The sequence below is a fragment of the Novosphingobium sp. PhB57 genome (assembly GCF_004342985.1).
In the GTDB taxonomy this organism is placed as follows: Bacteria; Pseudomonadota; Alphaproteobacteria; order Sphingomonadales; family Sphingomonadaceae; genus Novosphingobium.
The window spans coordinates 35221-48174 of record NZ_SMBO01000006.1; the positions used below are offsets into that span (position 1 = coordinate 35221).

Here is a 12954-nt window from a genome sequence, read left to right on the forward strand (position 1 = left end):
ACCGGACGGGCTTTCCTGAAAAACGACCCCCGGGTGGGTGGAAGGGGTCGCTGTTCCTCCTGGATCAGAAGTTGGCCGTGAAGCCGACGAAGATCGTACGGCCCAAGGCGTCGTAGACACCGGGGTAGGTATTGCCGTTGCCGAAGTTCTGCAGCAGGCCCGAGTCGAGAGCCGGCGGATCCTTGTCGAACATGTTGTTCACGCCTGCGCGCAGGGTGAAGCGCTTGTCGATCGCCTGGGTCAGCGACAGGTCGAAGTAGTTGTAGGCGCTGATCTTGCGGTTCACGACGGTCTTGTCTGCCGAAAGCAGCGGATTGTCGGTCAGGCTCGACAGCTTGGTGCCGCCGATGTGGCGCCAGGACAGCGAGACGGTCGTGTCGGTGGGCGTCATCCACGAAAGACGCGCGACATGGCGCCATTCGGGGGTGGGCTGGCCGCAAGTATAGCCGAACAGGCCCTTGCAGTCGTAGGAGCCACCATCGGGCACCGGCTGCGAAACCTGCTCGATGAGGTAGGTGCCCACGAGACCCAGATTTACGCTGCCCAGATTGCCGACGTCGAAGGTGTAATCCGCATTCACGTCGAGACCGGAGGTCTTGAGGTAGCCCGTGTTCATCGTGGTGGAGATGATGTAGCCCGAATTCTGGCCGAAGACCTGGCCCGAGCGCGGATCGCGAACGAACAGGCCGCAGAAGTACGGATCACCCGTGGCGGCGCACTGACCCATGATCAGCGACGGCGCGATCGAACCGATGTAGTCCTTCACCTTGATGTTGTAGTAGTCGATCGACAGCGAGAAGCGGCGCAGCGCCTGCGGTGTGATGACGACGCCAAGGGTATAGGTGTCCGCGGTTTCGGGCTTGAGTGCGACGTTGCCGCCGCCAAGACCGGAGCACTGGTCGGACGGGCATCCGGGGATGCTGCCGTACATGGCCTGGGTCACGCCGGTAGCCTGGCAGATTTCGAACGAGGCGCTCGGATTGGCACCGGCGCAAGGGTCGGTGCCGTTGACGTTGCCAACCGCCTGCGAGGCGAAGAGTTCAGCCACGTTCGGCGCGCGGATGGCGCGGTTGTAGCTGGCGCGCACGCGCAAGTCGTCGACCGGCGCCCACGAGATTTCGCCCTTGTAGGTCCAGACGTTGTAACCCGACTTGATGCCGGTCGAGTTCTGCTTGTTGTCGTAAGACGAGTAACGCAGGCCGCCGTTGATCGTGAGCGAGCGGAAGAACGGCTTGTTCTCGATCAGCGGGATTTCGATTTCGCCGAAGGCCTCGGTCACGGCGATGATACCGTCGGAGGGCAATACGCCGTTCTGCTGCGCCACTTCGTCGGCCGTGAAGTTCAGCGTTTCGCGGCGGCGTTCGACGCCAAGCGCAATGCCGACGCCCGATTCCGCCCAGGGCAGGGTCACGCCCATCTGGCCGAGGTCGCCGCTCAGCGATCCGGAGATCACACCCAGCGAATTGCGCGAGGCGGTGTTGCTTTCGCCGAAGATGTAGGCCGCCTGGTCTGCCGTCACGCCGCTGGGCGTGAAGACGTTGATCGGGATGCAGTTCGGGTCGGTACCGTCGATGACCGAGCGGCAGGTCGGTACGCCATTGACGCTGACGGCGTTGAGGGCGAGGCCCGCCTTCGCCTGGTTCACGTCGTTCAGGTACGTTTCCTTGAACTTCACCAGCGAGTACATGTAGTTGACGTCGTAGCTGAAGCCGCTGCCGATGTCGCCGCGCAGGCCCGCCGAATAGCGGTAGTCGTTGAAGCGCAGGTTGTCGCGGCGCGGCTGGCCGACGACGCGGTAGCCCACGTTGGTCGGAGCGGTCGCGTCGGTGCCGGCAGCCGAACCGCAGATGGCGGCAAGCTGGGATGCGTTGGCGTAAGGGTTGTTGCAGGATACGTCGAACGCCGTCCCGAACCAGACCGCCGAAGGCGCGACCTGAGAGAACGTCTGGTCGTTCATGTACATGAAGCTGCCGTAGACTTCGGCCGCCTTGCTGAATTCGTACCGTGCGAAGCCGCCCGCCGTGATGCGCTCGTCAGAGCGCTGGAAGTAGTTGTCCGGCGAGGTGTTGTAGGCATACGAAGGATCGTAGGGCACCAGCGTGCCGCTGCCGTCGCGGTTGTTGATGAGGGTCTGGCCCTTGTACGGGCTCAGGTCCGAGAGTGGAATGAACGAGCCGTAAGGCGTGTTGCTGGAACCGCCGCAGAACAGCTGGTCGAAGCTGCCGGAGCCGGCAACAGATTCACGGTCCTGCAGGGCGCAGGCGGAGACGTCGCGGCTCGACTGGCGGACCGGGCTGAACTTGCGGTAGCCGCCATAGACGGTGATGTTGCCGCGGCCATCGGCGAAGTTCTTGCCCGCCGCGATGGTGACATCCTGCTTGCCGCCATCGATGACCGAGGACGGGGCCGTGTCGTAGCCCGAGCCGCTCTGCAGCGCGCGGAGCGAACTGTTGTTGTTATTGTGCTGCGAGAAGCCCGTCTGCGCGTCGATGCGAACGCCGTCGAGGTCCTTCTTGAGGACGAAGTTGACCACGCCCGACAGCGCGTCCGAACCGTAGACCGCCGAGGCGCCGCCCGACATCACGTCGACGCGCTCGACGAGGGCGCTGGGGATGAAGGAGAGGTTGATGGCCTGCGAAGGCATCAGGCGCTGACCGTCGAGCAGCGTAAGCACGCGGTTCGAGCCGAGGTTGCGCAAGTTGATCTTGGAAGTGCCGTCCGAACCGTTCGAGACGTTCTCGTTGGCGTCGGCGGTGAACTGCGGCAGGCGGTTCAGCACCTGCTCTACCGTGGTTGCGCCCTGGTAGCGGAACTCGTCGGCGCCCACGACGGTCTGCGGGCTGTTGCTCTCAAGGTCGGCGCGCTTGATGCGGGTGCCGGTGACGACGATGTCGTTGGCAACGCCGGCATCGGCCGGTGCCGCTTCCTGGGCCTGGGCCGTGCCAGCGATAATCGCTGTCAGTGCGGCCGCGCAATAAAGTTTCCTTCTGTGACCCCTCATGGTCGTAACTCCCTTTTGATTGCGCCAACCTTGCGTCACAAATCCGACATTGTCAAATATCGTATACGAAATATCGTATCGCGGTGAAATTGGGTTAATTCATGCGCAACAAGCGGGTGAACGTGCCTGCGGGACGCCCGAATCGAGGCCGCGCCGAAACGACGATGCAGGGAGCTTGGAAGGGGAAGGGTGCGCTTGCCGAATCGATGGCAGAGCGGTCAGCGTGCCAACGCGATGCGCCGCATCGGACCGGAAATCCGGTCTGAGACGCATTGCCAGCGATGTGGAATGGTGGGCGGTGAGGGGCTCGAACCCCCGACCCTCTCGGTGTAAACGAGATGCTCTACCAACTGAGCTAACCGCCCGAAGCGACCCGCGTGGGGTGGCTCGATGGAGGCCGCTTTACGAGAAATCCTCACCGGGTCAACTGGGAGCTGGGCAGTTTTCGTCGTTTCCGCAGGTTTCCGGGGAAGGACTGTCCCACAGGGTGTGATCGCGCGGGCGCACGCGCCGCGGAAAAACGCGGTTTTCGATGGTTTCAGGCAGAGGATCGCCTTCCCGTCCCACCAGATGAGCGGGACGGGAATGCGATTCGGTCTTCGTGGAGCGGCTTACCAGTCGAACCAGCGGCGATGGCGGGCGCGGACTTCGGGGATGCCGTCGTGGTTGTAGTCGGTCACGACGGTGCGCGGGGTGGTTTCCACGTAAGTCGGTGCGGTCTGGTTTTCGGCGATGGCGTCGGCGCGGGCTTCGGCGCGGGCGGCGCGCAGCTCGGCGTCGCGAATGCGATCCTCGGCGCTGCGGGCCGCCAGTTCACCGTGACGCTCGCGGGCGATGGCGTAGTAGTGGCTCCACATCTGGCTATGTGCGAAGGCCAGGGCGAGGCCGCCGATGATGGCCACGTTCTTCAAGGCCATGACCTGCTGCATGGGGTCGGTGAACTTGTTGTGGAAGAACAGGATCGTCGCGGCGACGAACACCGCCAGCAGGACGGATACCAGGCGCACCATGAACCCCGCGGCAAGGCACAGCCCGGCCAGAAGTTCGAACAGGCCGACCGGAACGGCGAGCCCTCCCGGCAGGCCGGCGGCAACGATCATGGTCTCGGTAGAGCTGATGTCCATCAGCTTGGAGGCACCGGAAATCACGAAGATCAGGGCGATCAGGAAGCGCCCGATTATGGCAGCGATCTTGGACATGTCTTCTCTCCCGACATGGCGTTCATGCCGGGAGAAGCGGACGTATCGGGGGATTGTTCCCTGGCGCCCGGGCCTAGAGCTTGGGAAGGGTTACGCCGAGCTGGCCCATGTACTTGCCGGCGCGGTCGGCATAGCTCGTCTCGCAGGGTTCGTTGCCCTTGAGGAAGAGGAACTGGCAGGCGCCTTCGTTGGCATAGATCTTCGCGGGCAGCGGTGTCGTGTTCGAGAATTCCAGCGTGACGTGGCCTTCCCAGCCCGGTTCCAGCGGGGTGACGTTCACGATGATGCCGCAGCGGGCATAAGTGCTCTTGCCCAGGCAGATGACCAGGACGTCACGCGGTACGCGGAAATATTCGACCGTGCGGGCCAGCGCGAAGGAATTCGGCGGGATCACGCAGACGTCGGTTTCGCGGTTCACGAAGGAATTGTTGTCGAAGTTCTTGGGATCGACCACCGCCGAATCGACATTGGTGAAGATCTTGAACTCCGGCGCGACGCGGGCGTCGTAGCCGTAGGAGGACAAGCCGTAGGAGATGCAGCCGTCGCGGCGCTGGGCCTCGACGAAAGGCTCGATCATGCCGTTTTCCAGCGCTTGGCTGCGGATCCATTTGTCGCTCAGGATAGACATGGCAGAGTGATTGCCGATGGGCGGGGCCGGGGCAAGCCCCCCGGCCACCTTGTCCACGCCCGGAAATGGAGCGGCGTTCGGTCTTTTAACTTCACCCTTACCCCTCCGCTGCTATGTCCGCCGCATGACCGCCCAGACCCGCATGACCCCGGCCCGTATCCTCGTCGTCTTCGGCACGCGCCCGGAAGCGATCAAGCTGTTTCCCGTGATCCACGCGCTCAAGGCCGATCCGCGTTTCGAATGCGTAGTCTGCGTCTCGGCGCAGCATCGCCAGATGCTGGACCAGGTGCTGGAGATTGCCGGGATCGTACCCGATCACGATCTCGACGTGATGCAGCCGGACCAGACGCTGGATGCGCTCACGGCGAACCTGCTGACGGGGCTGGGCAAAGTGATGGACGCGGCCAGGCCGGACCGCGTCATCGTGCAGGGCGATACGGCCACGGCGATGGCGGGGGCGCTGGCGGCCTATTACCGCAAGCTGCCGGTCGACCATGTCGAGGCGGGGCTGCGCTCGGGCAATATCTACCATCCCTGGCCCGAGGAGGTGAACCGCAAGATCATCGGCGGCATGGCCAGCCTGCACTTCGCGCCCACGGAAACGTCGCGGAACGCCCTGGTCAACGAGAACGTCGATCCCTCGCGCGTCCATGTCACGGGCAATACCGTGATCGATGCGCTGGAATGGGTGACAGCCGAAATCGCGCGCGAACCGGCGCTGGCCGCGGGGCTGGCCGATCTTGAGACGCGCTTTGCGGGCAAACGGATCATCGGCGTCACCAGCCATCGGCGCGAGAATTTCGGAGAGGGCATGGAGCAGATCGCCCAGGCCATTCGCCGCATCGCCGAGCGGAGCGATACGGCCGTGATCTTCCCGGTCCACCTCAACCCCAATGTGCGCAAGGTCATGAACGAGCGGCTTTCCGGGCTGGACAACGTCGCCCTGATCGAGCCGCTGGACTATCCGCACTTTGCACGGCTGCTGGCGATCTCCGAGATCATGCTGACCGATTCGGGCGGCGTGCAGGAAGAAGCGCCGGCGCTGGGCAAGCCGGTGCTGGTCATGCGCGAAACCACCGAACGGCCGGAAGGCGTCGCGGCCGGCACCGCGAAGCTGGTGGGAACCTCGGCCGAGACGATCGTTACCGAAATATCAACCTTGTTGGATGATAGGGGAGCCTACGAGACCATGGCGCGCGCTCACAATCCCTTCGGAGATGGGCAGACTTCGCGCCGAATCGTGGAGCTGCTTGCGCATGAAATCGGATTCGAAGCCTGACGTCTGTGTCGTGGGTCTTGGCTATATCGGCCTTCCCACCGCTGCCGTGATCGCCCGCGCCGGGTGCAAGGTGCTTGGCCTCGACGTCTCGCAGAACGTCGTGGACACCATCAACCGCGGCGAGATTCATATCGAGGAAGTCGATCTCGACGGCCTTGTGCAAGGCGTCGTGTCGCGCGGGCTGCTTTCGGCCGCCACCGAGATCGCGCCTGCCGATGTCTTCGTGATTGCGGTGCCCACGCCGTTCGACAAGGACCACGCGCCGGACATCTCCTATGTCCTCGCCGCCGGTCGCTCGGTCGCCGCGGTGCTCAAGGCGGGGGACGTGGTGATTCTCGAATCGACGTCGCCGGTCGGCACGACCGATCAGCTGCGCGATCTGATCGCCGAGCTGCGGCCGGACCTGAAGATCCCCGGCAAGACGCGCGACATCCCGGATGTCTCGATCGCCTATTGCCCCGAGCGGGTGCTGCCCGGCCGCATCCTTGAGGAACTGACCAACAACGATCGCTCGATCGGCGGCATCACCCCGCGCTGCGCGCGCAAGGCGCTGGCGTTCTACAAGCGCTTCGTGCGCGGCGAGTGCGTGACCACCGATGCCCGATCGGCCGAGATGACCAAGCTGGTCGAGAACGCCTATCGCGACGTCAACATTGCTTTCGCCAACGAGCTGTCGATGGTGGCGGACCGCATGGGGCTGGACGTGTGGGAAGTCATCCGCCTCGCCAACCGCCATCCGCGCGTCAACATCCTGACGCCGGGACCGGGCGTGGGCGGGCACTGCATCGCCGTCGATCCCTGGTTCATCGTCCACGGTGCGCCCGAGGAAACGCCGCTGATCCGCACTGCGCGCGGCGTCAACGACCACAAGATGAGCCATGTCATCGCCAAGGCCGAAGCCCTGGTAGAGGCCAATCCCGAGGCGAAGGTCGCCTGCCTGGGGCTCGCCTTCAAGGCCAATATCGACGATTTCCGCGAGAGCCCGGCTCGCTTCGTCACGAGCCGTCTGGCCCGCAAGTTCGGCAGCCGCATCCATGTGGTGGAACCTTACGCGGCGCAGTTGCCCATCGAGTTCACCGATACGGGCGCTGTCCAGATCGACATCGACGATGCGCTGGAGACTTGCGAAATCCTGATCGTCCTGGTCGACCATGACGTGTTCCGCGTGGTGCCGCTGGCCGAGCGTGCGGAAAAGCTAGTCTACGATACGCGCGGCATCTGGCCGGACCAGCCCCGCGTCGTGCGCGAGGAAGAGGCGCGGCTGGCGCTGACGGCCTGAGGCCAGCGCCCTTCCATCACGTCCGGCCCCCGCGGGAACGAGGGCCGGGAAGGCGTCAGCGGCAGACCTTTACCTTGCGGCCGTGCTGCACGACGTAGCGGCAGGTGACCTTCTTGTGCACGGGCTTGCGGACGGCGGTTTTCTTCACCGTCGTCTTCTTCACCACGGTCTGGTGATGCGGCGTGGGATGACGCTCAGGCTGGGCCATGGCGGCACCGGCAGGAACGAGCGCGCCCAGTGCGAGGGCGGCAAGGAGAGTGGCGCCGGTCTTCGTCATTGTTGGTATCCTTCTGAAATTCAAACGTTCGCCTGACTTTTCTGGCGATCGCAGCGTCGCACCCGCCGCGCGGGAGGTGCAAAGCACGAGAGTGCCTGAAGTTGCGGTGAACATCGGAAAGGATGGGGCGTGGGAACGGGCCGGCTCGCCCCTGATGCGCGGCCCCGTGCGAGGTCCTGAGTGAAGCCGCGCGCGAGGCTTGCCGTCAGCAGGCCACCACGTTGATCGCCAGCCCGCCCTGGCTGGTTTCCTTGTACTTGCTGGACATGTCGAGCCCGGTCTGGCGCATCGTCTCGATCACCTGGTCAAGCGACACCCGCGGGGTCTCGCCCGCATGAAGCGCGAGCTTGGCAGCATTGACCGCCTTGACCGAGGCGATCGCATTGCGTTCGATGCAGGGGATCTGCACCAGACCGCCGACGGGATCGCAGGTGAGGCCGAGGTTGTGCTCCATGCCGATCTCGGCCGCCGCACAGACCTGTTCGGGCGTGCCGCCCCAGACCGCCGCCAGCCCCGCTGCCGCCATAGAGCAGGCGACGCCCACTTCGCCCTGGCAACCCATTTCGGCCCCCGAGATCGAGGCGCGCTGCTTGTAGAGCAGGCCGATCCCGGCAGCGGTGAGCAGGTAGCGGCGCGCCTTGCCGGGCACGGCCTTGCGTCCTTCGCTGCAATATTGCCGCAGAAGCGAGGGGATGATGCCGGCCGCGCCGTTGGTGGGGGCTGTGACGACCCGGCCGCCGCTGGCATTTTCCTCGTTCACCGCCATGGCATAGAGGTTCAGCCAGTCCATCAGCGTCTCGGCCTGGTTGTCCTGTGGGCGCGAGATCAGGTTCTGGTGGATCGCGCGGGCGCGGCGGCGGACCTTGAGCGCGCCGGGCAGCAGGCCCTCGCGTTCGAGGCCGCGGTCTATGCAGGCATTCATGGCATCGGCGATGGCATCCAGCCCGGCGAGGGTCTCCGCCTCGTCACGGCGCGCGGCCTCGTTGGCCAGCATGACGCCCGCGATGTCGAGCCCGCTGGTCTCGCAGACTTCCAGAAGCTGCGCGCCCGAGCCGAAGGGCCAGGCGACCGGCGGGCCGTGCGTCACCTGATCGTCCGGCGCGGGTTGTTCCAGCTGGTGGCGGCTGGAAAAGAAGCCGCCGCCCGTCGAGAAATAATCGTGCCGGGCGAGTTCCGCGCCGGTTTCGTCGAAGGCGGTCAGCACCATGCCATTGGGATGAAGGTCGGGAATGTGCTCGAAATCGAGCACGAGATCGGTGGCAGGATCGAAGGCGATCTCGCGCCGGCCGAGCAGCGCGATCCGGTGTGTCTCGCGCACGGCGGCGGCGGCGGCCTGGGCTTCCTCGGGTTCGGCGGTCTCGGGCTGGAAGCCGATCAGCCCCATCAGGCAGGCGTCCGGCGTGCCGTGGCCTTCGCCCGTCAGCGCCAGCGAGCCCTGCAATTCCACCAGCACCCGCGCGATCGCGGCGAATTGTCCGGCGTCATCCAGCGTCTGGAGGAACCGGGCGGCGATTCGCATCGGGCCGACCGTGTGCGAACTGGAAGGGCCAAGACCGATGCGGAAAAGGTCGAGTGCCGAGATCAAGAGAGAGACTCATGCAGGAAAAGGGGGAAGAACACGGCACAGTCTCCGAAATCCAGGTAGCCAGCGTGGATAGGCATCGCGGGGGCGGATGCAAGAGCCGCGAGCGCGATCCGGGCGGAACAGTCCGCCCGGCCGCCGGGAGGGGGCATGGATCAGGTTCCGATCAGGTGCAGCGCCAGTTCCCGCCGATGCGGCCTGCGTCGATGCTCGGCGAGGTAGATCCCCTGCCAGGTGCCCAGCGCCAGCCGGCCGCCGATCACCGGAACCGCGAGATTCACGCCGGTGAGCACGGCCTTGAGGTGCGCGGGCATGTCGTCCGGTCCCTCGTCGTCATGGGCGTAGTGCCCGCCTTCGGGCGCGACCCGGTCGAGCCATGCCATCAGGTCACCGCGCACTTCCGGCGCCGCGTTCTCCTGGATCAGCAGCGAGGCCGAGGTGTGGCGGCAGAGCATGGTCAGCAGCCCTTCGCCGATGCCGCTCTCCTGCTGCCATCGGGCTATCGTGCGGGTGATATCGGTGAGGCCCCGGCCGGGTGTCTCGAACGCGAGGATCTTGGTCGCCTGTTTCATCGCGCGCCACCCTGAACCGCTCCGCGCGCAGCATCAATCGCGTGCTGCCCGGCCGGCGCGGGGAGGGGGCGAAATGGCCAAGCCGTGTTCGAAAGGTCACGCATTTGCCGCTTGACCTATTGGTAAAGGGGTGAAAAAACCCTGTTCTCGCCGTTTCCATGGATCTTTTGAGGGGGTGCCCGATGGCCTGCCGGATTCGCGGATTTCTGCGCCTTTCACCCTCCCTTCGGCAGGGCGTGCGGCACTTTTTGCGCATACCGACGCGTTCTGGCGATTGATCAACCCATTGTCCCCGCGTATTGCCGCGCTCGGCGGCGGGCCCGACAGGCCAGCGCGGAGCACGTCGCACATAGAGATCGTTCGGTCGCAAGGGGCGCAGGAATACCAGCCCCAGGCATTGCGCCCGGTCGATCCAGCAGGCGAGCCCGGACTCACCGGGCCGCATGAGATTCACGCAAGGGTTCGTCATGAGTTGGCTTAGCAAGGTACGCAATTCCCTCGGGAGCCTGAAGAAGCGGGATACGCCCGACAACCTGTGGACCAAGTGTCGCGGGTGTGGCGAGATGCTCTTCACCAAGGAGTTCGAGGACAATCTGTCGGTCTGCCCGCGTTGCCAGTTCCATGGCCGCATCGGTGCGCAGACCCGCTTCGACCAGCTGCTCGATGCCGGTTATTCCGTGCTGCCCGCGGCCCGGGTCCCCGAGAACCCGCTGAACTTCCGCGACAGCAAGAAGTATTCCGACCGTCTCAAGGCCGCTCGCGCCGCCAATCCGTTCCCCGATGCGCTCACCAATGCGCTCGGCGCGATCGATGGGCGCAAGGTCGTGCTCGGCGTGCAGGACTTCGCCTTCATGGGCGGGTCGATGGGCATGGCCGTGGGCGAGGCCTTCGTCGAGGCCGTCGAACGCGCCATTGCCGAAGATTGCGGCTACGTGATCTGCACGGCAGCGGGCGGCGCCCGCATGCAGGAGGGCATCCTCTCGCTCATGCAGATGCCCAAGGCCACCGTGGCCATCCGCCGCCTGGCGCGGGCCGGGCTTCCCTATATCGTCGTCCTGACGGATCCCACCACCGGCGGCGTCACTGCCAGCTACGCGATGCTGGGCGACGTCCAGATCGCCGAGCCGGGCGCGCTCATCGGCTTTGCCGGCCAGCGCGTGATCCAGGACACCATCCGCGAAAAACTCCCCGACGGCTTCCAGCGCGCCGAGTACCTCCATGCCCACGGCATGGTGGACATGGTGGTCCAACGCAAGGACCTCAAAGACACGCTGGCCTCGCTGCTCGAATATCTTGAACGAAAGGAAGTTGCGTGAACATCGACAGCGCGCTGGTACGCGAGCTCGCCGAGCTCCTTGCTGAAACCGGCCTGACCGAAATCGAGGTCGAGGACGGCGAACGCAAGATCAAGGTCGTGCGTCAGGTCGCACAGCAGATCGTTGCCGCTGCCGCCCCGGCCCTGGCCGCCGCGCCGGTTGCCGCTGCTGCCGCGCCGGTCGCCGAAGCGGCTCCGGCCGCTCCGGTCGATGCGGTCAAGTCGCCCATGGTCGGCACCGTCTACCTCGCGCCCGAGCCCAGCGCGCCGAACTTCATCAGCGTCGGCCAGCAGGTCAAGGCGGGTGACGTGCTGCTGATCGTCGAGGCCATGAAGGTCATGAACCAGATCAACGCTCCCAAGAGCGGCACGATCCAGGCCATCCTCGTCGACAACCAGCAGCCGGTCGAATTCGACCAGCCGCTCGTCGTTATCGCCTGAGGACCGGACGCTTCATGAGTATCAAGCGCCTCCTGATTGCCAACCGCGGCGAGATCGCGCTGCGCATCCACCGCGCGGCGCGCGAGATGGGCATCGAGACCGTGGCGGTCCACTCGACCGCCGACGCTGACGCCATGCATGTGCGGCTGGCCGACCATGCCGTCTGCATCGGCCCGCCGGCGGCCAAGGACTCGTATCTGAACGTCGCGGCGATCATCGCCGCGGCCGAGATCACCCAGGCCGACGCGATCCACCCCGGCTATGGCTTCCTTTCCGAGAACGCCCAGTTCGCGGAGATCGTCGAGGCGCATGGTCTGGTCTGGGTCGGCCCCAAGCCCGAGCACATCCGCACGATGGGCGACAAGGTGGAAGCCAAGCGCACCGCCGGGGCGCTCGGCCTGCCGCTGGTTCCGGGCTCCGATGGTGCGATCGAGGACTTCGACGAGGCGCGCGCACTGGCCGAGACCATCGGCTATCCGGTCATCATCAAGGCCGCTTCCGGCGGCGGTGGCCGCGGCATGAAGGTCGTGAATTCGGCCGAGGAACTGGAAAGCCAGATGGGCCAGGCCCGCTCGGAGGCCAAGGCGGCCTTCGGCGACGCCACGGTCTACATGGAAAAGTACCTTGGCAACCCGCGCCACATCGAGTTTCAGGTGTTCGGCGACGGCAACGGTGCGGCCGTACACCTTGGCGAGCGTGACTGCTCGCTCCAGCGCCGCCACCAGAAGGTGCTGGAAGAAGCGCCTTCGCCGGTCATCACCCCCGAAGAGCGCGACCGCATGGGCGGCATCGTCTCCAAGGCGATGGCCGACATGGCCTATCGCGGCGCCGGCACCATCGAGTTCCTCTGGGAAAACGGTGAGTTCTACTTCATCGAGATGAACACCCGCCTGCAGGTGGAGCATCCGGTGACCGAGGCCATCACCGGCGTCGATCTCGTGCGCGAACAGATCCGCGTTGCCGACGGCAAGCCGCTGACCTTCACGCAGGACGCCATCGAGTTCAAGGGCCACGCCATCGAGTGCCGCATCAATGCGGAAGACCCGTGGAACTTCACGCCCTCGCCCGGCCAGGTCACCAACTACCACGCGGCCGGCGGCATGAACGTGCGCGTCGATTCGGGGCTTTATTCGGGCTACCGGATTCCGCCGTACTACGATTCGATGATCGGCAAGCTGATCGTCTCCGGCCGTACCCGCCAGGGTGCGATCATGCGCCTGAAGCGCGCGCTGGAGGAAATGGTGATCGACGGGGTGAAGACCTCGATCCCGATGCACCAGGCCCTGCTCGAGGACCCCGAGTTCCAGAGCGGCGAATATACGATCAAGTGGCTGGAAGAATGGCTGGCCAAGCGCGCCGGTTGAGGCGCGCTGGACCAGGC

At 65.2% G+C, this 12954-nt stretch carries 11 protein-coding genes and 1 tRNA gene; 5 read left to right on the forward strand and 7 right to left on the reverse strand.

Features of this window, described 5'->3' with window-relative positions; translation table 11 throughout:
- Positions 1 to 64: 64 nt before the first annotated feature.
- The 4 genes from EDF58_RS17675 to dcd form a co-directional block, all read right to left on the reverse strand.
- The gene (locus EDF58_RS17675; RefSeq protein WP_132267987.1) at positions 65 to 3001 is read right to left on the reverse strand and encodes a TonB-dependent receptor; all 2937 of its coding nucleotides are present in this window, start codon (positions 2999 to 3001) and stop codon (positions 65 to 67) included.
- Positions 3002 to 3290: 289 nt separating this feature from the next.
- Positions 3291 to 3366: transfer RNA gene (locus EDF58_RS17680), tRNA-Val, on the reverse strand.
- 246 nt (positions 3367 to 3612) lie between these two features.
- A complete protein-coding gene (locus tag EDF58_RS17685) occupies positions 3613 to 4200 on the reverse strand; it encodes a DoxX family protein (protein WP_132267989.1) in 588 nt (195 codons plus the stop codon).
- Positions 4201 to 4273: 73 nt separating this feature from the next.
- Entirely contained in the window at positions 4274 to 4828 is a 555-nt protein-coding gene (gene dcd / locus EDF58_RS17690; protein ID WP_132267991.1) for a dCTP deaminase, read from the reverse strand.
- Positions 4829 to 4970: 142 nt separating this feature from the next.
- On the opposite strand from dcd, the gene wecB reads away from it, so the two are divergent.
- Positions 4971 to 6107, forward strand: a complete 1137-nt coding sequence (gene wecB / locus EDF58_RS17695; RefSeq protein WP_132268707.1) for a UDP-N-acetylglucosamine 2-epimerase (non-hydrolyzing) — start codon at positions 4971 to 4973, stop codon at positions 6105 to 6107.
- Positions 6085 to 7386 carry a UDP-N-acetyl-D-mannosamine dehydrogenase gene (gene wecC, locus EDF58_RS17700; protein WP_132267993.1) on the forward strand — a complete coding sequence of 434 codons (1302 nt, stop codon included), beginning with the start codon at positions 6085 to 6087 and terminating at the stop codon, positions 7384 to 7386. The genes wecB and wecC overlap by 23 nt, the downstream gene beginning before the upstream one ends.
- A 55-nt stretch (positions 7387 to 7441) precedes the next feature.
- Here the strand turns inward: wecC and EDF58_RS17705 are convergent, their stop codons facing one another.
- The 3 genes from EDF58_RS17705 to EDF58_RS17715 form a co-directional block, all read right to left on the reverse strand.
- The gene (locus EDF58_RS17705; protein WP_132267994.1) at positions 7442 to 7663 is read right to left on the reverse strand and encodes a hypothetical protein; all 222 of its coding nucleotides are present in this window, start codon (positions 7661 to 7663) and stop codon (positions 7442 to 7444) included.
- A 205-nt stretch (positions 7664 to 7868) separates the two neighbouring features.
- Complete coding sequence (locus EDF58_RS17710; protein ID WP_132267996.1) at positions 7869 to 9248, reverse strand: L-serine ammonia-lyase; 1380 nt, start codon at positions 9246 to 9248, stop codon at positions 7869 to 7871.
- Between the two features lie 152 nt (positions 9249 to 9400).
- Positions 9401 to 9817: a secondary thiamine-phosphate synthase enzyme YjbQ gene (locus tag EDF58_RS17715; RefSeq protein ID WP_132267998.1), complete on the reverse strand. Its 417-nt coding sequence runs from the start codon at positions 9815 to 9817 to the stop codon at positions 9401 to 9403.
- Positions 9818 to 10284: 467 nt separating this feature from the next.
- On the opposite strand from EDF58_RS17715, the gene accD reads away from it, so the two are divergent.
- The 3 genes from accD to accC are packed head-to-tail and all read left to right on the forward strand — an operon-like array spanning position 10285 to position 12937.
- Entirely contained in the window at positions 10285 to 11133 is an 849-nt protein-coding gene (gene accD / locus EDF58_RS17720; RefSeq protein ID WP_132268000.1) for an acetyl-CoA carboxylase, carboxyltransferase subunit beta, read from the forward strand.
- The gene (accB, locus tag EDF58_RS17725; RefSeq protein ID WP_132268001.1) at positions 11130 to 11573 is read left to right on the forward strand and encodes an acetyl-CoA carboxylase biotin carboxyl carrier protein; all 444 of its coding nucleotides are present in this window, start codon (positions 11130 to 11132) and stop codon (positions 11571 to 11573) included. Before accD ends, accB begins: the two co-directional genes overlap by 4 nt.
- Before the next feature lie 14 nt (positions 11574 to 11587).
- Positions 11588 to 12937 (forward strand): acetyl-CoA carboxylase biotin carboxylase subunit, encoded by a 1350-nt coding sequence (accC, locus tag EDF58_RS17730; RefSeq protein WP_132268003.1) that lies wholly within the window; start codon positions 11588 to 11590, stop codon positions 12935 to 12937.
- Positions 12938 to 12954: the final 17 nt, after the last annotated feature.